This window comes from Enterobacter sp. CGMCC 5087, from assembly GCF_003144775.1.
Lineage (GTDB): Bacteria > Pseudomonadota > Gammaproteobacteria > Enterobacterales > Enterobacteriaceae > Enterobacter > Enterobacter cloacae_M.
In genome coordinates, this window is sequence record NZ_QFXN01000236.1 from 1 (window position 1) to 19,218 (window position 19,218).

14 protein-coding genes and 1 pseudogene are annotated in these 19,218 nt (G+C 56.3%); 8 read left to right on the forward strand and 7 right to left on the reverse strand.

Translation table 11 applies throughout. The features are described 5' to 3' along the window. Both gorA and DEO48_RS20965 read left to right on the forward strand, forming a co-directional pair. On the forward strand, nt 1-897 hold an 897-nt coding region (gene gorA, locus DEO48_RS20960), incomplete at its 5' end, for a glutathione-disulfide reductase (RefSeq protein WP_109846189.1). Between the two features lie 181 nt (nt 898-1,078). Continuing rightward, nucleotides 1,079-2,728, forward strand: a complete 1,650-nt coding sequence (locus tag DEO48_RS20965) for an alpha,alpha-trehalase (RefSeq protein ID WP_045355923.1) — start codon at nt 1,079-1,081, stop codon at nt 2,726-2,728. Nucleotides 2,729-2,787: 59 nt separating this feature from the next. Here the strand turns inward: DEO48_RS20965 and DEO48_RS20970 are convergent, their stop codons facing one another. Next, nucleotides 2,788-4,377 carry an STY4199 family HEPN domain-containing protein gene (locus tag DEO48_RS20970; RefSeq protein ID WP_023309577.1) on the reverse strand — a complete coding sequence of 530 codons (1,590 nt, stop codon included), beginning with the start codon at nt 4,375-4,377 and terminating at the stop codon, nt 2,788-2,790. Between the two features lie 148 nt (nt 4,378-4,525). On the opposite strand from DEO48_RS20970, the gene DEO48_RS20975 reads away from it, so the two are divergent. Both DEO48_RS20975 and DEO48_RS27415 read left to right on the forward strand, forming a co-directional pair. Further along, nucleotides 4,526-5,065, forward strand: coding sequence for a GNAT family N-acetyltransferase (locus DEO48_RS20975; RefSeq protein ID WP_109846190.1), 540 nt, complete (start codon nt 4,526-4,528; stop codon nt 5,063-5,065). Between the two features lie 71 nt (nt 5,066-5,136). Next, a pseudogene (locus tag DEO48_RS27415) lies at nt 5,137-5,235 on the forward strand (lysozyme); the annotation flags it as partial. Between the two features lie 97 nt (nt 5,236-5,332). Here DEO48_RS27415 and DEO48_RS20985 read toward each other — a convergent pair. Further along, nucleotides 5,333-6,091 carry an SDR family NAD(P)-dependent oxidoreductase gene (locus tag DEO48_RS20985; protein WP_023309579.1) on the reverse strand — a complete coding sequence of 253 codons (759 nt, stop codon included), beginning with the start codon at nt 6,089-6,091 and terminating at the stop codon, nt 5,333-5,335. A 119-nt stretch (nt 6,092-6,210) separates the two neighbouring features. Here DEO48_RS20985 and DEO48_RS20990 point away from each other — a divergent pair, with 119 nt between their 5' ends. The 3 genes from DEO48_RS20990 to DEO48_RS21000 all read left to right on the forward strand — a co-directional run bounded on the left by DEO48_RS20990 (nt 6,211) and on the right by DEO48_RS21000 (nt 9,771). Further along, entirely contained in the window at nt 6,211-7,110 is a 900-nt protein-coding gene (locus DEO48_RS20990; RefSeq protein ID WP_023309580.1) for a LysR family transcriptional regulator, read from the forward strand. Nucleotides 7,111-7,162: 52 nt separating this feature from the next. Continuing rightward, nucleotides 7,163-8,188: an inner membrane protein YhjD gene (gene yhjD, locus DEO48_RS20995; protein WP_109846200.1), complete on the forward strand. Its 1,026-nt coding sequence runs from the start codon at nt 7,163-7,165 to the stop codon at nt 8,186-8,188. A gap of 260 nt (nt 8,189-8,448) precedes the next feature. Then, on the forward strand, nt 8,449-9,771 hold the full coding sequence (locus DEO48_RS21000) for an MFS transporter (protein ID WP_045404756.1): 1,323 nt from the start codon (nt 8,449-8,451) through the stop codon (nt 9,769-9,771). 60 nt (nt 9,772-9,831) lie between these two features. Here the strand turns inward: DEO48_RS21000 and DEO48_RS21005 are convergent, their stop codons facing one another. Both DEO48_RS21005 and pdeH read right to left on the reverse strand, forming a co-directional pair. Then, complete coding sequence (locus DEO48_RS21005; RefSeq protein ID WP_109846191.1) at nt 9,832-11,874, reverse strand: AsmA family protein; 2,043 nt, start codon at nt 11,872-11,874, stop codon at nt 9,832-9,834. Between the two features lie 65 nt (nt 11,875-11,939). Then, nucleotides 11,940-12,713: a cyclic-guanylate-specific phosphodiesterase gene (gene pdeH, locus DEO48_RS21010; protein ID WP_109846192.1), complete on the reverse strand. Its 774-nt coding sequence runs from the start codon at nt 12,711-12,713 to the stop codon at nt 11,940-11,942. A 229-nt stretch (nt 12,714-12,942) separates the two neighbouring features. Here pdeH and DEO48_RS21015 point away from each other — a divergent pair, with 229 nt between their 5' ends. Next, nucleotides 12,943-13,872 (forward strand): sugar kinase, encoded by a 930-nt coding sequence (locus DEO48_RS21015; protein ID WP_109846193.1) that lies wholly within the window; start codon nt 12,943-12,945, stop codon nt 13,870-13,872. 63 nt (nt 13,873-13,935) lie between these two features. Here DEO48_RS21015 and DEO48_RS21020 read toward each other — a convergent pair whose 3' ends face one another. From DEO48_RS21020 to hmsP, 3 genes are all read right to left on the reverse strand, one after another. Further along, a complete protein-coding gene (locus DEO48_RS21020; protein ID WP_109846194.1) occupies nt 13,936-15,429 on the reverse strand; it encodes a pitrilysin family protein in 1,494 nt (497 codons plus the stop codon). A 227-nt stretch (nt 15,430-15,656) separates the two neighbouring features. Next, the gene (locus tag DEO48_RS21025; protein ID WP_023309587.1) at nt 15,657-16,943 is read right to left on the reverse strand and encodes a dicarboxylate/amino acid:cation symporter; all 1,287 of its coding nucleotides are present in this window, start codon (nt 16,941-16,943) and stop codon (nt 15,657-15,659) included. A 159-nt stretch (nt 16,944-17,102) separates the two neighbouring features. After that, nucleotides 17,103-19,109, reverse strand: a complete 2,007-nt coding sequence (gene hmsP / locus DEO48_RS21030; protein WP_109846195.1) for a biofilm formation regulator HmsP — start codon at nt 19,107-19,109, stop codon at nt 17,103-17,105. Nucleotides 19,110-19,218: the final 109 nt, after the last annotated feature.

Consider the following 19,218-nt stretch of genomic DNA (forward strand, 5'->3'; position numbering starts at 1 on the left):
TACGGCATCGACTCCGACGGTTTCTTCGAACTGCCTGTCCTGCCAAAACGCGTTGCCGTTGTTGGCGCGGGTTACATTGCGGTGGAACTGGCCGGCGTGATTAACGGCCTGGGCGCAGAAGCGCACCTGTTCGTACGTAAACACGCGCCGCTGCGCAGCTTTGACCCGCTGATTGTCGATACGCTGGTTGAAGTGATGAACACCGAAGGCCCGACCCTGCACACCAACGCCGTGCCAAAAGCGGTGGTGAAAAACGCGGACGGCAGCCTGACGCTTGAGCTGGAAGATGGCCGCAGCCAGACCGTCGATTGCCTGATCTGGGCGATTGGCCGTGAACCTGCGAACGATAACTTCAACCTGGGCGTAACTGGCGTGAAAACCGACGAAAAAGGCTATATCGTCGTCGATAAATTCCAGAACACCAGCGTACCGGGCATTTATGCGGTCGGCGATAATACCGGCGCGGTTGAGCTGACGCCGGTCGCCGTTGCAGCGGGTCGTCGTCTCTCCGAGCGCCTGTTCAACAACAAGCCGGACGAGCATCTGGACTACAGCAACATCCCGACCGTGGTCTTCAGCCACCCGCCAATCGGCACCGTCGGCTTAACCGAGCCGCAGGCGCGCGAGCAGTACGGCGACGATCAGGTGAAAGTGTATAAATCGGCGTTTACCGCGATGTACACCGCCGTCACCTCTCACCGTCAGCCGTGCCGCATGAAGCTGGTCTGCGTAGGTCCGGAAGAGAAGATTGTCGGCATCCACGGAATCGGCTTCGGCATGGACGAGATCCTGCAGGGCTTCGCCGTGGCGCTGAAGATGGGCGCAACCAAGAAAGACTTCGACAACACGGTGGCCATCCACCCGACGGCCGCGGAAGAGTTTGTGACCATGCGTTAATCCTGATGCCCCTCTCCTGAGGGGCATTTTTTTAACATTCATAAATCGTTGCAAAACGAATGCTCCGAAAATAGTGATCTACCGCACATTTCCCTCCCCATCTACCGAAGCGAATGTCTACGCTTATAAGACGCCCGGATAAACCTGTCTTTTGAACACACAACCGGAGGTCCCTATCACCATGTTCAACCAGAAACTACAGGCTACCGAGAACATCGAGTTCGAGATTGCAGAAGAGCTGCGCTACGAGACCGATCCCTGCGAGTTGAAACTGGATGAAATGATTGAGGCGGAGCCGGAACCCGAAATGATCGAGGGGCTACCCGCCTCCGATGCGTTGACGCCCGCAGACCGCTATCTTGAACTGTTCGAGCATGTGCAGTCGACGCGGCTGTTTGCGGACAGTAAAACCTTCCCCGACTGCGCGCCGAAGATGGATCCGCTGGATATCCTGATCCGCTACCGCAAGGTCAGACGCCACCGGGATTTCGACCTGCGCCAGTTTGTGGAGAACCACTTCTGGATGCCGGAAACGTACGGCACAGAATATGTCTCCGACCCGGGACTCTCCCTGAAAGAGCACATTGATAACCTGTGGCCGGTGCTGACGCGCGAGCCGCAGGATCATATTCCCTGGTCTTCCCTGCTGGCCCTGCCGCAGGCCTATATCGTCCCCGGCGGGCGATTCAGCGAGACCTACTACTGGGATTCCTATTTCTCCATGCTGGGGCTGGCGGAGAGCGGCCGTAACGATCTGCTCAAGTGTATGGCGGACAACTTTGCCTGGCTGATTGAACGCTACGGGCATATCCCCAACGGCAACCGCACCTATTATCTCAGCCGCTCGCAGCCGCCGGTCTTTGCCCTGATGGTGGAGCTGTTCGAGGAGGATGGCGTGCGCGGTGCAAAACGCTATCTGGACCACCTCAAAATGGAGTACGCCTTCTGGATGGACGGCGCGGAGTCGCTGCTGCTTAACCAGGCTTACCGCAGCGCCGTGCGCATGCCGGACGGTTCACTGCTCAACCGCTACTGGGACGACCGTGATACCCCGCGCGACGAATCGTGGATTGAGGACGTGGAAACTGCCCGCCACTCGGGTCGTCCGCCCAATGAGGTGTATCGCGACCTGCGCGCGGGGGCGGCGTCCGGCTGGGATTACTCGTCCCGCTGGCTGCGCGATCCGTCGCGGCTCGCCAGCATCCGCACGACGCAGTTTATCCCCATCGATCTGAACGCCTTCCTGTTCAAGCTGGAAAGCGCTATCGCCAACATCTCGGCGTCGAAAGGGGATAAAGAGACGGCAGAGGCGTTTCGCCAGAAAGCCAACGATCGCCGCGCGGCGGTGAACCGCTATCTGTGGGACGAGGAGAGCGGCTGCTACCGCGATTACGACTGGCGACGCGAAGAGCTGGCGCTGTTTTCTGCCGCCAGCATTGTGCCGCTGTATGTTGGAATGGCGACGCACGAGCAGGCAGAACGTTTGTCTGATGCTGTCAAATCGCGGCTGCTGACCCCGGGCGGAATTCTGGCGACCGAGTACGAAACCGGCGAGCAGTGGGATAAACCCAACGGCTGGGCGCCGCTGCAGTGGATGGCGATTCAGGGGTTCAAGCAGTACGGCAACGATTCGCTGGGCGATGAGATCGCCTGGAGCTGGCTGCATACGGTGAACCATTTTTATAAGACGCATCACAAGCTGATTGAGAAGTATCACATCGCCAGCAGCACGCCGCGCGAAGGCGGCGGGGGTGAGTATCCGCTGCAGGACGGTTTCGGCTGGACGAACGGCGTGGTGCGGCGGCTGATTGGGTTGTATGGGGAGCCTTAAGCGGGGTGCGGTCTGGTGCCCTCACCCCAGCCCTCTCCCACAGGGAGAGGGAGAAGAGATCAGCGAATCACCTCATAAATGGCAGTCTGAATGGACTGCCATTTTTTCGTGGTGGCATCCGGCTGCGACTGCGCGCGGCGTGTGGCCATGTCGAGATCGTGCTGCTGGCGTTTCACCACGGCAGGCACGGTGCAGAAAGCTTTGAGATACTCTTTACGTACCGAGGTCAGAGACTCGCCGTTCGACATGGCGTGGCTGAGAGTGTTGATGAAGCGACGGCACGGCTTCTCTTCCACCATGTTCTGCCGGTAGCGTAACATCAGCTCCAGCACATCGTCATAGCCTGCCGACATCGCCTCTTCGGTCCAGGAGAGCTTCCAGTCCATGCCGCCCTGCAAAAACAGCAGGGTCACGCGGGTATCGTTGCGGTTAATGGCCGAGCGGAAATTATTCTCGTCCCAGGTGACCCCCATGCGCGTGAGCGTTTCGCGCGAAGAAGGCGTCTCGCGCATTTCCTGCGGAGAAGCCGCTTCAGCCGCGCTGGCGGTTGCAGGCTGCGGTTTGCTGCTGGTCACCAGCCAGAAGCCCCCCGCCACGATAGCAATCACCATGACGCCAACCGCCCCCCATAGCGCACCGGAAATGAGCTGCTCGCGTTGTTCGGGGGTACGCGGCGCGCGCTGGGTCGGCTTTTCAATGGTGTCACGGACTTCAAACAGATCCCCACCGGTGACCCGATCCATTTTCTGCGCCTTTTCCCAGAAGGTATGCAATTCGCTGGCATCTACCGCCATGAATCCGGCCGGATTGACGCGCGTTCTCCCCTCTTCAAACGCGCGCTGAACGGGCCGCGCGATCTGCGCATAGTAGTTATCCAGCAGCTGGATTTGCGCCGAGCTTAGCGTTTTCTGAACGGTAATGCTGTTGCGGATTTGCCGAATGTCATCGAGGAAGGTTTGCAGCGTTTTGCGCGGTTCAACCAGCAGCGTCAGCATGGACGGGTCGCTGAACAGCGAAGCGTAATAGCGGCTGAACTCTTTTTTATCCACCAGCATCTGCGCCAGTTCACTGAACATCATGCCGCTGAGGACATCATTGATCTCGCCAAGCTTCAGCCAGCGCCGCACGCGGTCAGCGTTAAACAGGGTCTTAAGATGGTTGTTCAGCCGTACCTGATCGGGCCAGGCCTGCTGGATGAGCCCTTTGATCATCAGCTCAATCGCGCGTACCTGCTTGTGCGCCTGCTGCTGCTGGAGTTCGCTTCCCGGTGCCAGGTCAGTGCTGTAGGTCAATAGCGGCTGCTGCAGCCGAAGATGTTCCAGAGCGGTCACAAACCGCATCGCCGCAATAAGCTGGTTTTCACTCACATCCTGTCCGCTTTCATACTGCGGAACGCGCTGCTGCAGCAGGCGCAGCTGGAGCGTAAATTCCGACATCTCGGCATCATTGAGGTTGAGTTTTTTCGCAACGGCTCCCCAGCCGCCCAGAGCTAATCGCGCGCTGTCGAGTTGTTCCAGAAACCAGCGTGGATCTTTTCCCTCAGAAGCATGTACATTCAGAAGGAGTAAAATTTCCACCGACGCATGGCGAATGACCGCCAGACAGTGTTCAAACTGTTCGCGAATATGATGTGATGTGCTGAGAGTCATTGTTTTCCTTAAGCGACAACGAAGACATCCGGAATGGGCACGAAACGCCCTTTATTCTTTTTATTTATACGCGGTTAACCATACCTGACTTTCTGTTGAAATAAAGTGACAACCCTAAAATGATTTAAAATGTTTCAGGAGAATCTGAATGCCGGTTTTAATTACCTCTCGCCTGACCTGTTCGCCCCTGCAGGAACAAGACTGGCCCTTTTTTCTGGCGCTACAGCAGCACCCGGACGTGATGCGCTTTGTGTCGGAAGACCGTCCCGTCGCGGCGATCCGCGAGGCGTTTGATTCGCGCCTGACCCCATGGGCACCGGGCAGCGCTCACTGGCTTTGTCTCGTCGTACGTGACACCGCCTCACAGGCCCCGCTGGGCGTTACCGGATATATTCATCGGGAGGAGGACTGCGCAGAAGTGGGCTTCCTTTTCGCACCCGAGGCGCAGGGGAAAGGTTACGGCTTTGAATCCCTGAAAGCACTTTGCGATTACGCTTTTCATCAGGGCGGTATACGGCGACTCACCGCCGCCGTCACCGCGGGAAATGTCGCATCAAGACGCCTGCTGGAAAAAACCCACTTTCGTCTGGAAGGTGAATTACGCGAGAGCTATTACCTTGCGGGGCGCTGGCAAAATGACTGGCTATTTGGTTTATTACAGCAGGAATACCTGAATAATAATTTCTGACCAACCGCTTTTTAGCAGATATTTCCCGGACGTCGTTTCCTCTTTAATGTCACTATTTAGAGGAAACGAATATCAAACGTCATTCGCTGAAAATATTCTCAGCGGCCGCTGCGTTAATAAAAAAACATCCGGGCCTTTCTCTGGAGAAATATCGTGATGAAAATGGGTTATCGGCTATGGCTGCCTGCGTTCTTTATCACTGTCAGTATGCAGACACATCCATACTAAGGGTTTCCTTAAGGGGCTCCTTTCCCCTAAGCCCGTGTATCACAGGAACATACCGCCTGATACTTCAATACGTTGCGCATTCATCCAGCCCAGCTTATCGCTGAGCAGTGCCGCAATGGCATCGCCAATATCGTCCGGCAGCCCCACCCGTCCCAGCGCCGTCTGCGAGGCCAGAAGCTGATTCAGCTCCGCGTTGTCGCGCACGCGTCCGCCGCCAAAGTCAGTTTCTATCGCGCCCGGCGCAATAATATTGACGGAAATTCCGCGCGCGCCCAGCTCTTTCGCCTGATAACGCGTCAGCACTTCCATCGCCCCCTTCATGGCCGCGTAGGTCCCTGAGCCCGGCTGGGTAAAACGGGCCAGCCCGCTGGAGACGTTGAGGATACGCCCCCCGTCGTTAAGCAGCGGCAGCAGGCGCTGGGTCAGGAAGAAAGGTCCTTTGAAATGAATGTTCAGCGCTTCATCAAACTGAGCCTCCGTCGTGTCGGCATAGGGCGCGTATAAACCCGTTCCGGCATTGTTCAATAAATAGTCAAAGGTTTCGCGCTGCCAGACGGTCTTAAGGGTTTCCTGAAGCTGTCGGGCAAAATGATCAAAACTCGTGATATCACCGACGTTGAGCTGTAATGCCGCTGCGTTGACGCCTTTTTGCTGAATTTCATGCACAACATCCAGCGCTTCCTGCTGGCTACGGTTGTATGTCAGGACAATTCCCGTGCCGTCTGCCGCCAGCTTTAACGCAGCGTTTTTGCCCAGACCACGGCTACCACCCGTCACTAATGCGATACGTTCACTCATCATAAACCTCGTTTTGGCTGTTAAGGAGATTGAGAAAGAGCTTATTAGGTGATAGAAAATCAATAAAGATGGGTTAAAACGCTTCACTGTTTCACCAGAAACAACAATGAGCTTCCTCTATGGATAAAATTCACGCAATGCAGCTGTTCGTCCGCGTCGCGGAACTGGAAAGTTTTTCCCGCGCGGCCGAAACATTAACCCTGCCGAAAGGCAGCGTCTCGCGGCAAATTCAGGCCCTGGAAAACCGGCTTGGCACCCAGCTATTGCACCGCACCACGCGCCGCGTCAGCCTGACGCAGGACGGCATGGTCTATTACGAACGGGCGAAAGATCTGCTGGCAAACCTTGATGAACTCGACGGTATGTTTCAGCACGATCCCTCCAGCATCAGCGGTCGGCTCCGCGTGGATATGCCCGTCGGCGTTGCTCGAAATTTAGTCATCCCCAAACTGCCTGCTTTTCTGCAGCACTATCCGGGCATTGAACTCGAGCTCAGCAGCAGCGATCGTCTGGTGGATGTGATCCGCGAAGGTTTTGATTGCGTGGTGCGCGTCGGCACTTTGAAGGATTCAGGGCTGATTGCCCGTCCGCTGGGAAAGCTGTCGGTGATTAACTGCGCCAGCCCGGACTATCTGGCGCGATTTGGCTATCCGGAAACCCTGGACGATTTAGGCTCGCACGCCGTGATCCACTACGCCGCGATGCTGGGAACCCGCCCGCAGGGCTTTGAGTTTTATAACGGCAGTGCGACGCAGTGGATAAAAACGGGCGGGGTGTTAACCGTCAACAGCACGGAAACTTACCAGGCTGCCTGTCTCGCCGGGCTGGGCATTATTCAGGTTCCGCGGGTTGGGGTGCGCGATTTACTGCGCGCGAAGAAACTGATTGAGATCCTCCCGCAATACCGGGCCGAAGCGATGCCCGTCTCCCTGATTTACCCTCACCGCCGCAACCTCTCCCGCCGGGTCCATCTGTTCATGGAGTGGCTTACCGAACTCACAAAAGCTTACGTGGACTAGCCGCAAGCTATAATTCAAAAACACATCCAGCTCAACGAAAAGGAAAATGCGCGTGACGCCGGAAAACAACCCGCAACGACCCACCCAACATTTAGAGTATGAGCCCGTCAAAAAGATGGAAACCGGGCCCGAAGAGGCCAAAACGCCAGGCACCGCCAGCAAAGCGCTGGGGACCGTCACCGGCATCGCCGCGAGAATTCAGCAGTTTCCCATGGTTGCGCATCTGATACGCGCGACCGAGCGCTTTAATGACCGCATGGGGAACCAGTTTGGTGCCGCCATCACCTATTTTTCCTTCCTGTCGATGATCCCAATCCTGATGGTGTCGTTTGCGGCAGCCGGTTTTGTGCTCGCGTCGCACCCGACGCTACTGCAGGATATCTTCAATAAAATCCTGAATAACGTCAGTGACCCGACCCTTGCCAGCACCCTCAAGAGCACCATCAATACCGCCGTTCAGCAGCGTACCACCGTGGGTATCGTCGGTTTGCTGATTGCGCTTTACTCCGGCGTTAACTGGATGGGCAACCTGCGCGAGGCCATCCGCGCCCAGTCGCGCGACGTCTGGGAGCGTAAGCCGCAGGACGAGGAGAAAATCTGGGTGAAGTATCTCCGCGATTTTGTTTCGCTGATTGGCCTGCTCGTCGCGCTGATCGTGACGCTTTCCATTACCTCCGTGGCGGGCTCGGCGCAGCAGATGATCATCTCCGCGCTCTACCTTGATTACATCGAATGGCTGAAGCCCGCCTGGCGCGGCATTGGGCTGGCCATTTCCATCTTTGCCAACTACCTGCTGTTCTTCTGGATCTTCTGGCGCTTGCCCCGCCATCGTCCGCGCAAGAAGGCGCTGATTCGCGGCACGTTGATTGCGGCGATCGGCTTTGAGGTGATCAAAATCGTGATGACCTACACGCTGCCGTCGCTGGTGAAATCCCCTTCTGGCGCGGCGTTTGGCTCGGTGCTGGGACTGATGGCCTTCTTCTACTTTTTCGCTCGCCTGACCCTGTTCTGCGCGGCATGGATTGCCACCGCCGAGTACAAAGGCGACACGCGAATGCCCGGTAAAACGCACCGCTAGCCCCACTCTCGGGCTGAAATTTCAGCCCGATTCATCATTTCAGCATATAAATCCAGTCCGTAACTTTTATTTAACCGAAAACCAGTTTAATTGACTAATATTTAAAATCTGTGAAGCATTTCATAGACGTGTTTTCGCTGGCCTGAAAATTATCCGCTTTTTGTTGCTTTTATCACCAGCGCGCGGCTTTGTTACAGATTGAAATGTCGCTTTTGCTGTGCGTAATATGGCCTTTCGTTCGACAAAAATAAGAAAATATTATGCAAGCAACAGCCACCACACTCGACTCAGGAACGGAAAACGTTCCGGTAAACTCGCGCAATAAAGTTGTCGTCGCCTCGCTGATTGGCACCGCCATTGAGTTCTTCGACTTTTATATTTATGCCACCGCCGCGGTCATCGTCTTCCCGCATATTTTCTTCCCGCAGGGCGATCCTACGGCGGCCACGCTGCAGTCTCTGGCGACCTTTGCCATCGCGTTTGTTGCGCGTCCGATTGGCTCTGCGCTGTTTGGACACTTTGGCGATCGCATTGGCCGCAAAGTCACCCTGGTGGCCTCGCTGCTGACGATGGGCATCTCCACCGTAGCCATCGGTCTGCTGCCGACCTATGAAACCATCGGCATTCTGGCGCCGGTCCTGCTGGCGCTGGCGCGTTTTGGTCAGGGTCTGGGGCTGGGCGGTGAATGGGGCGGCGCGGCGCTGCTGGCCACCGAGAACGCCCCGGCGCGCAAGCGCGCGCTGTACGGTTCATTCCCGCAGCTGGGTGCGCCGATTGGCTTCTTCTTTGCCAACGGGACGTTCCTGCTGCTCTCCTGGCTGCTGACGGATGAACAGTTCATGAGCTGGGGCTGGCGTCTCCCGTTTATCTTCTCAGCCGTGCTGGTGCTGATTGGCCTGTATGTGCGCGTTTCGCTGCATGAGACTCCTGTTTTTGCGAAAGTGGCCGCGGCGAACAAGCAGGTGAAAGTGCCGCTGGGTACGCTGCTGACCAAACACGTCCGCGTGACCGTACTGGGCACGTTCATCATGCTGGCAACCTATACGTTGTTCTACATCATGACCGTCTACTCCATGACGTTCAGTACCGCCGCCGCGCCGGTTGGCCTCGGGCTGCCGCGTAACGAAGTGCTGTGGATGCTGATGATGGCGGTGATCGGGTTTGGCGTGATGGTGCCGATTGCGGGTCTGCTGGCGGATAAGTTTGGTCGTCGTGCAAGCATGATTACGATCACCACGCTCATCATGCTGTTTGCTCTGTTCGTCTTCCCGCCGCTGCTGGGTTCAGGTAGCCCGGCGCTGGTGATGGCCTATCTGCTGATTGGCCTGAGCCTGATGGGGCTGACCTTCGGCCCGATGGGCGCGTTGCTGCCTGAGCTGTTCCCGACTGAAGTGCGTTATACCGGTGCGTCGTTCTCCTACAACGTTGCCTCTATTCTGGGCGCGTCCGTTGCGCCGTATATCGCCACCTGGCTGCAGGCGAACTATGGTCTGTTCTATGTGGGGGTCTATCTGGCGGCCATGGCGGCGCTGACGCTGATTGCGCTGCTGCTGACGCACGAGACTAAGCACCAGGCTCTGTAATTCACTGCGGCCCGATGCCCTCACCCCGCCCCTCTCCCACAGGGAGAGGGAGGAAGAGAGCTACTTCTTCATCTGCGACAAAATAGTACGGCACTGATTAGCCTCGCCCTCAGACGGCGAAATCAACGCCAGCAGGGCTGCGGCTGGGGTGACCAGCGTCGCCAGGGCCGCAGCTACCGCACCGCGCGCAATCAGCGGTCCGGGCTTCACGCCCGCCTGCGGATTTTTGAAGGTTCCGCGCACGTAAAGCGGCGAGCGCAGGGTGATGATGCGGATCCCCTTACTTTCCGGGTCAATTGTCAAATCAAGCTGCTCCGAGGCCATGCTGGCGGTCCCGGTCACGTTAATCACCGCGTTTTCCGTGTCGAAGGCAAATATCTGCGGACGCGCCACGCCGTTAACCAGATCCATATTGGCCGCCGCGCAGTTCACCCGCACCTCGTCATCACCGAAGATTTGCCCGATGACGTAGTTACCGACGTTCAGCCCCAGGATCTCCATCAGGTTTCGGCTCACCAGCCCGTCGTTCATCAGCAGCTTCAGGTTACCATTGCCGCTGCCCAGCAGCGCCGCCACCGAGTTCCCCACGCCGCGAATGTCGGCATCACCGTTCATTTCACCGAGGGTTTTCTGCATCAGTTCTACGTTCGGCATCAACTCTTTCAGCTTCAATCGACGCGCCTGGATCTCCGCTCTTCCCTGCATCGGCTTTTTATCGCCTTCCAGATGAATGTTCGAAGAAATTGTCCCGCCCGCCATGCCGAACTTCAGCGGCTGCAGGCGCAGGTCAGCGTTTTTGAGGAGGATATGGGTCGAAAGATTGCTGATCGGCAGCGTACTGCCATGTTCAATTTTTCCGCCTTTGAAGCGCACATCCGCATCCATCACGTCCCATTTGTCAGTTTCGAAGCGATCGTATGGCAGCACTTTGCCGGCAGGCTGAACATCCTTTTTGACCTCTTTCGACTTGGTCCCTTTACCCGAGTCCACGCCAATTAGCGGGCCCAGGTCGGCCAGACGCAGCTGACGGGACTCAACATCCCCTTCCAGTTTCGGGCGCGGTTTTCCGGTGGTGTAGGTCAGCGTGCCGTGAATATCACTGTCGCCGATGCGGCCGTTGAAATCCCGGTAGTCAAAAACAGACGCTTTTTCGGTATCGATTTTGGCGACCAGATGCCCGTCCGTTTCGAACGGCGGGGTATCCGGCAGCAGCACGCCGGTCAGTTCATACAGCTCGCCCAGCGAATCGCCGGCAAATTTGAGCTGAAGGTCGACGCCCCCCATATTCATCGGGTCATTGACCGTGCCAACGAACGCCACGCGGGTGTTACCGGAACGGAAGTCCGCCTGAACCGGGAACGGCGTGCCTTTGCTCCGCAGCGCCAGCATGCCGCCTATTTTTCCTTTACCGCTGAGAGGCCGATCGTTGTAGCGTCCTTTTGCCGTCAGGCCGAAGACATAGTCACCTACGCTTGCCGCGTCGCCTTTTGCTCTCGTGCCCGTGACCTCGCTAAACGGCAGCGGTTTGCCCAGCGGATCGACGAGGATCTCCACATCCGCCTTGCTGACCTTATCGTCGATGGCGATCCGTCCGCGATCGAAAAGAATATTGTCGAGACGGAATGACCAGGAGGAAGGCTGGGCATTCGGATCTTTTTCGCTGTCGCTGGCAAGGTTAAACGTCCAGTTGTTGTTTTTTTCTGAAAGTCGGATCAAGCGCGCATCGGGCTGCTGAAGTTTGATCCACGGCAGATAGACCGTTTTGGTGAGGAGCGCCAGCGGAGCCAGCGTGGCTTCAACGCGCGGCAGGTGGATCATGGTGACGTCCGGGATATCCGGCGGGTTGCCGAGAATGATGTCGTCGGCATGGACGTGTGGCCAGGGGATCCAGCTGCGCCAGCCGGGCTCCTCTTTCTGACGCTCCCATACCACCCCTAAATCGCCGCGTATGGCGAAGGGGCGGTTCAGTTCGGTTGAGACTTTCTGGTTGATGGTCGGCTTGAGACGGTTCCAGTCAAACGTCGCAATAATGATGGCGACGACCACGATCAACAACAAGAAAATCCCTGCTGTCCAGGAGATTACCCTGGTTGTTCTCGTCATTTTTATCCCCTTTCCTGATGACCTGTCCTGTAAAACTATAGTCCAGACAAAGGGAAGCGGGCTTATCAGAGGGTCGTTATCACGCTATCGAGGCGATCCATGGGTACCGGGCGGGAGAGATAATAGCCTTGCGCCGCCGCTGCGGGGGAGTTTTGCACATCACGCCACTCTTCCAGTGTTTCTACACCTTCAACAATCACGCCCTGGCAATAGCGGTTCATCAGCTGTAATAACAGCGTAAACAGATTCCGCCCTTCCGGGGTTTGACGCAGCATAATGAACAGGTCGCGGGCCACTTTGATGTAGTCGTAGCGCACTTCACCCAGGGCGGAGAAGTTCGCCATACCGGTGCCAAAGTCATCCAGCCACAGCGGGCCGTATTCGCATATCGACGCAAACGAGGAATCCTGCGGCAGGCGGACATGCTCCACCAGCTCAAAGCGCATCCACGGCAGGGTGGCGATCAGCTCCTGCAATTTTGCGTTCTGACGCAGCGCCAGCAGGGTTGGACCATCGACGTTTACTGAGGCGAGGATATCGTGCTGTTCGAAAAAAGGTTGCTTCGTCGCCAGCATACGAAGCTGCTCTTCCAGCACGTCCAGACGCTGGCGAACGGCAACTTCGGCAAAATAGCGATCCGGCGCGATGCGCTGAGTAGGGTTTGAGGGATGCGTAACGACGGTCAAAATTTCAATTGCCATCAGTCGACCATCTGTTCGGTAGATCGGCTGATAGGTGTACGCACGCTCACATTGCAGCCAGTAGCGATGCTCCTGCAAGTTCTCAATACTTGCCTCAGGCGTAGTGCTCAGCCGCTGGATAACCTGCTCTGACTTCATTTCAGATGTCCTGTTGTTGGGATAGCCTTTCTGGACTCGTCACAGGATTATCGGCGCGACAATTGAGAACTTTATGTTCAATTCACCGGGAAAATGAAATTAAGATGACAGAAATGCGCGGGAACACGCGCTGGCTCAAATAAAATAATGGAACGTTGTTTTAATATAGTTGACCGGTTAATTCACTCAGCGCACACTGCTGATAATTCTTCTGTTCAGGTTCACGACTATGTCCAAAAAAATTGCCGTGATTGGCGAATGCATGATTGAGCTGTCACAAAAAGGCGCGGAAGTCAGCCGCGGATTTGGTGGCGATACGTTAAACACGTCCGTTTATATTGCCCGTCAGGTTGCACCTGAGGCGCTTACCGTGAACTACGTGACCGCCCTGGGCACGGACAGCTTCAGCCAGCAAATGCTGGAGGCCTGGCAGAGTGAACATGTTGAAACGTCGCTGATTCAGCGTATGGAGAACCGCCTCCCTGGGCTTTATTACATCGAAACCGACAGCACCGGCGAACGCACATTTTATTACTGGCGTAACGAAGCCGCGGCCAAATTCTGGCTGGAGAGCGACGCGGCCGCGGCCATCTGCGAAGAGCTGGCGACCTTTGACTATCTCTATCTGAGCGGCATTAGCCTGGCGATTTTAAGCACCGACAGCCGTGAAAAGCTGCTCTCGCTGCTGCGCGAATGCCGTGCCAACGGCGGTAAGGTTATTTTCGATAACAACTACCGCCCGCGCCTGTGGGCCAGCCGCGAAGAGACGCAGCAGGTCTATCAGCAGATGCTGCAGTGCACCGACATCGCCTTCCTCACGCTCGACGATGAAGACGCCCTGTGGGGTGAGAAACCGGTAGAGGAGGTGATTGCACGCACGCAGGCGGCAGGCGTGAGCGAAGTGGTGATTAAGCGCGGGGCGGATTCATGCCTGGTCGCGGTAGCGGGCGAAGCGCTGGTTGACGTTCCGGCGGTGAAGCTTGCCAAAGAGAAAGTTATTGATACCACGGCGGCCGGTGATTCATTCAGCGCGGGCTATCTGGCAGTACGTCTGACGGGTGGAACGCCGGAAGCGGCGGCACAGCGTGGGCACCTGACGGCCAGCACGGTGATTCAGTATCGCGGAGCGATTATTCCGCGTGAGGCGATGCCTGTTTAAGGAGGGTGCGGGCTAATGCACGCACCTTAACCCTCTCCCACAGGGAGAGGGAATGTTTAAGCATTACTGCCCCTGCGGAATATCCGTCGCGTCCGGATGTAAATCATCAGCCGTGGCGGCCTGCGCAGCCTGCGGCGCGGTTGCCATAATGGAATCCCAGGTCTTCTGAAGTTCCTTCATGTCATATTCCGGTTCGCCCTTCGGTTGCAGGAGGATCAACGCCATCTCCTGCGACAGCTGCTGACGGAGGTCCTGATTGAGCATATCGACGGTCAGACCGTTGAGGAAGTCCTGACGAAGCTTCTGGTACTGTTCCGGCGCAATGTCCACCACCTGATTCTGCAGGGAACGAATACGCTGGCTGATCAGAATGTCGGTATCGGCGCGAGCGTAGGTCGCAAACAGCTTCTGCAGCTCAAGTTTTTTCTGCGCCACGAGAGCGTTGAATTCCTCTTCGGAAAGCCCCTCTTTACGCACTTTTGCCAGTTCTTTTGCGACCACGCCCAGATTGGCATTCAGCTTATCGCCCGGCGACTCAACGTTGATGGCGCACTGCGCACGCTGGAACAGCACGCGGCAGTCAAAGCCAAGACCGATATTCTTCACGTTGTTCTTGCTCAGCGTCTGCTGAACGTGCCAGAACAGCGCTTCACGCGCCAGATCGGCACGCCAGTAGCGCAGCATCGCCGCGGACTCGCGGATGGGCTGCCAGGCGTTATCCCACATGACGGAGAGGCGATCCTGACGCACGGCGTCCGTCATAATGCTGACAGGCTCTGCACGCAGCGGAGAGAGCGTCGGAACAGGGGCTGGCGTTTCACGCTTGCCTTTCAAATCACCAAACGCTTTGTTGATCTGCTCCACCACCGCGCGGCTGTCCACGTTACCCACAACGATCAGCGTCATGGCGTCCGGGGTGTACCACTTCTGGTAGAACGATTTTACCTGTTCGGCATCGACAGGCTGTTTCAGCGGTTCGGCCGGGTCATGTCCCAGTAACGTTGAGCCTTTCAGGCGGTAACGCCACCAGCCCTCTTTGGTATCTCCAGGCCAGGTCGCCACCATGTCGCTGTTGCTCAACGCATAGTTGACGGTATCCGGCGTAATCGCCAGATTGCCAGAGGCATCGGAGAGATACGTAAGCGCTTCTTTTAGCAGATCGTTACGGTTATTTGGCAGGCTCAGGTTAAACATGGTGTAGTCATACGAGACTACTGCCGGTGGGAGCGGGCGTTTCGGATCGATGGCCTGCTGCCAAAGCGAACGCACCTGAACCGCTTGCAGGCTGCCGCTCTGCGTGAGCGCCAGCCGGGGAATAAAATGGCTAAAACCGGTTTGCTGAGTGCTTTCCGCGAGGGAACCGGTATTAATGGACAGACGGATTTCTACACGGTCACTGGGACGTTGCGGAGTGGCTAAAACCTGCCACTGAAAACCGTTCGCTAATGTCCCTTGTTGCCAGGCCGGGTCTGGCTGGAGCGCATCTGCCTGCACATAACTGGCTGCTGCCATCATCAGCAAACCGCCGGTTAAGAGTCGAATTTTTGTGCCCTGCATGTGAACCCCTGATCAACATTCCTGGTTAAAAAAGAGTGTTTCGCGACGCGCTTCACTCTTAAAGATGACGATGAAAACACGTCGATTAGACCGCGCGTTCGGCAAAACGTCACGGTCAGAAGTGAAATATACCCAAAAAAAATCTTGTCGAATTATGACAGGTACGAACAGTTATTATGCGCAGGAGCCCGCATCCCGACAAGGGAATACGGGCATTTGTGACAAGATTAAGAGGTTAAGCCAGGATTTTTGCTGTCAGTTGAACGATTATTCAGAGTATCGTCGAGCTTTTTGTGATCCAGCTCTTTCACCCATTTCGCCACCACCACCGTTGCCACGCCGTTACCCACCAGGTTGGTTAACGCACGCGCCTCTGACATGAAGCGGTCGATACCGAGAATCAACGCCAGACCCGCCACCGGCAGGTGACCCACAGCGGAAATAGTAGCAGCCAGCACGATAAATCCGCTGCCCGTCACGCCTGCCGCGCCTTTAGAGGAGAGCAGGAGCACCACCAGCAGGGTAATCTGATGGAAAATATCCATATGGCTGTTGGTCGCCTGAGCGATAAACACGGCCGCCATCGTCAGGTATATTGAGGTGCCGTCCAGGTTGAAGGAGTAGCCCGTCGGGATCACCAGCCCGACCACCGATTTACGGCACCCCAGCTTTTCCATCTTGTCGAGCATACGCGGCAGCGCCGATTCTGAAGAGGAGGTCCCCAGAACGATCAGCAGCTCTTCGCGGATGTAACGGATAAATTTGAAGATGTTGAAACCCGTCGCGCGGGCGATGGAGCCCAGCACCACCACCACGAAAAGGATACAGGTGATATAGAAGCAGATAATCAGCTGACCCAGCTGCACCAGCGTACCGACGCCATACTTACCGATGGTGAAGGCCATCGCACCGAAAGCACCGATCGGCGCCAGGCGCATGATCATATTGATGATGCCGAAAATTACCTGGGAGAAGCTTTCGATCACATTAAAGATAAGCTGGCCTTTGCTGCCCAGACGGTGCAGGGCAAAGCCAAACATCACGGCGAACAGCAGAACCTGCAGGATGTTTCCGCTGGCGAACGCGCCAATGACGCTGCCCGGGATTACGTCCAGCAGGAATGCCACCACGCCCTGATCCTTCGCCTGCTCGGCATACACCGCGACCGCTTTGGCATCCAGCGTTGACGGGTCTACGTTCATCCCCGCGCCCGGCTGCACCACGTTGACGATGATCAGACCGATAATCAGCGCAAGGGTACTGACCACTTCAAAATAGAGAAGCGCCACTGCACCGGTACGACCGACCGCCTTCATGCTTTCCATGCCAGCGATGCCCGTCACGACGGTACAGAAGATCACCGGAGCGATGACCATTTTAATGAGCTTAACGAACGCGTCGCCAAGCGGTTTCATTTGCGCGCCCAGCTCAGGGTAATAGTGACCCAGCAGAATACCGATGGCGATGGCTGTCAGGACCTGGAAATAAAGACTTTTGAAGAGTGAGGTTTTCATAAGGTGTCCTTGGGAAGAAAAACCACAGGTTTTGTAAGGTTATGGTTAACCTGCGGCTTTAAAATAACACCCACATAACAGGACAGAAATAAACTCAGTTCAAATTTGAAACACAAATGTTAAGAACTTTGAGCTGGCTCGCACAAGCCAGCAACAAAATTACACTTTTGCGTTATTGTCAGCACCAGAAAGGTAGCGTTCTTCAAAGACATCCGAAGGAACAGCAGGGGCAAAAAGGAAGCCTTGTCCGCTCTCCACGCCCGCCTCTGCCAGCCAGGCGCGTTGCGCTTCGGTTTCAATTCCCTCGGCAATAAGATGCAGATTGAGGCTGCGCGCCATCTGGATAATCGCCTGCACCATGCTGCTGTCGCCCGGCAGACCGTCGACAAACGCTTTATCAATTTTGAGCACATCCACCGGAAGGGTTTTCATGTGCTGAAGCTGACGCAGCCCGGCGTACCCCATGCCAAAATCGTCCAGCGCGATGCGAATGCCGGCATTACGCAGCGGTTTCAGGATCGCGACCGCCTGATTAGGGTCGTCGATGCGTCGGCTCTCCGTCACTTCAAGAGTTAACGTATCAGGCTTGATTCGGTAACGATGGATCAGCTCCAGCATCTCTGAAACCATGGTCGGGTGCATAAGCTGCAGGGCAGACAAATTGACCGACAGCGGCAGCGTCACGCCGCGCTCCTGCCAGGCGGAAAGCTGACGGCAGGACTCCTCCAGCACCCAGTAGCCAACGGTAACCATCAGGCCACAGGACTCAATGCGCTCAATCAGCCCTTCCGGCAGCTCCCATGAGCCATCCGGCTGCTGCACGCGCAGCAGTGCCTCGGCGCTTTTCACTTCTCCCGTCAGCAAATTCACCTGCGGCTGTAGCCAGAGGGCAAACTGGCGGTTATCCAGCGCGGTCAGGATGTCGCTCTCTTCGGTCAGTCGCTGCTGCGCCTTTTCCATCTCTTCCGGCGCGAAGAACTGGATCTGATTTTTCCCTTTGCGCCGGGCGGTGAACGCCGCCGAGAACGCGCGATGATAAAGCTGCTCTGCCGTTAAATCGCCATAGTACATTGCAATACCAATACTGGCGCTTGGACGAAGCTGGATACCCTGAATGGGCAACCGCTCATTAATGACAGTGAGTACTTGCTGACCTAAAGTGATCGCATGCCAGGGTTCTTTTACGCCGTTGGCAATCACCACCAGGTCGTAACCGCTGACCTGGGTCAGCACCATACGCGGGGCAAGGACAGATTTGATCTTTTCCACCAGGGTCAGCAGCAGCATTTCGCGCTGGCTCTCCCTGAGCACGCCAGCCGTGTCCTGCAGGGTTTCACAGGCGATAACCATCAGCGCCGTGGTTTGCTGACGGGCAACGGTCTGCTCCAGCATCGCCATCAGGAAGGCTTTATTAGGAAGCTCCGACACCGGAAAGCGCGTGGCGCTGCTGTTTAACTCATCCTGCTGGCGCTGGATGCGCTGCTGGTTGAGGTTGTAGCTGCGCACCAGCATACCTATCTCATCGTCATGATGCAGACGCGGTAGCTCAAGCTGATGCCCCATCTGATCCTGCGGCGCAAGCGTATTCAACTCGCGGGCGATACGGCGCAGCGGATGAACAATCAGCCGGTTAATGCACCAGGTGAGCGCCACGCTAAGAATAAGCGTCATAAGTAAGCAAGTGGTCACTAACGTAACCACCCAACTCATGACGAATTTATACATGCGGTAGGAGTCCGCCTGTAATACCAGGTAGGCCAGCGGCTGCGGGTTGGCAGGGCGTTCAAGCGAATAAACGGGCAGCGAAATCTGCACCGGCAGTTCAAACAGGCGCATCACCATCATCGGGACGGGACGCTCCGGGATAAAGCTCATCCGCAGCGCCTGAAACTGGTTGGGCAAGACCACATCGGCGCGGCTAACGACGCCGGCAGGCTGAATGCGTTTTAAAATGGTTTCCGCTTCGGGAATATCCCCTTTCAGAATAGAGGCAGAGAGCGGGCCGCGCACCGAGCGCGCGATACTTTCTAACTGCGAAGCCGTGTTATAGCGATTCTGCTGTACGGAATGAAACAGCAAAATTACGCAGAAGAGCAGTACAAACAGCATGGTGACGGCAGAAACCATCGCCATCTGTTTGATTGTTAAGGAACGGCTGACACGCAAAATGACTCTCCACAAAACTCGAAGCGCAGGGCGCGCCAGGGTGTAAACCTGGCGCGCCTGAGTATACCCGATTGCCGCGCTATTAAGAGAGACTTACAAATGGATTAAG

Bases quoted from the DNA above. Each gene is read 5' to 3' on its own strand.
- DEO48_RS21005 (WP_109846191.1), bottom strand. From the start codon at position 11,874: ATGACGAGAACAACCAGGGTAATCTCCTGGACAGCAGGGATTTTCTTG.
- DEO48_RS21025 (WP_023309587.1), bottom strand. From the start codon at position 16,943: ATGAAAACCTCACTCTTCAAAAGTCTTTATTTCCAGGTCCTGACAGCC.
- DEO48_RS20965 (WP_045355923.1), top strand. From the start codon at position 1,079: ATGTTCAACCAGAAACTACAGGCTACCGAGAACATCGAGTTCGAGATT.
- pdeH (WP_109846192.1), bottom strand. From the start codon at position 12,713: ATGAAGTCAGAGCAGGTTATCCAGCGGCTGAGCACTACGCCTGAGGCA.
- DEO48_RS20970 (WP_023309577.1), bottom strand. From the start codon at position 4,377: ATGACTCTCAGCACATCACATCATATTCGCGAACAGTTTGAACACTGT.
- DEO48_RS20985 (WP_023309579.1), bottom strand. From the start codon at position 6,091: ATGAGTGAACGTATCGCATTAGTGACGGGTGGTAGCCGTGGTCTGGGC.
- DEO48_RS20975 (WP_109846190.1), top strand. From the start codon at position 4,526: ATGCCGGTTTTAATTACCTCTCGCCTGACCTGTTCGCCCCTGCAGGAA.
- DEO48_RS21015 (WP_109846193.1), top strand. From the start codon at position 12,943: ATGTCCAAAAAAATTGCCGTGATTGGCGAATGCATGATTGAGCTGTCA.
- DEO48_RS21020 (WP_109846194.1), bottom strand. From the start codon at position 15,429: ATGCAGGGCACAAAAATTCGACTCTTAACCGGCGGTTTGCTGATGATG.
- DEO48_RS20990 (WP_023309580.1), top strand. From the start codon at position 6,211: ATGGATAAAATTCACGCAATGCAGCTGTTCGTCCGCGTCGCGGAACTG.
- DEO48_RS21000 (WP_045404756.1), top strand. From the start codon at position 8,449: ATGCAAGCAACAGCCACCACACTCGACTCAGGAACGGAAAACGTTCCG.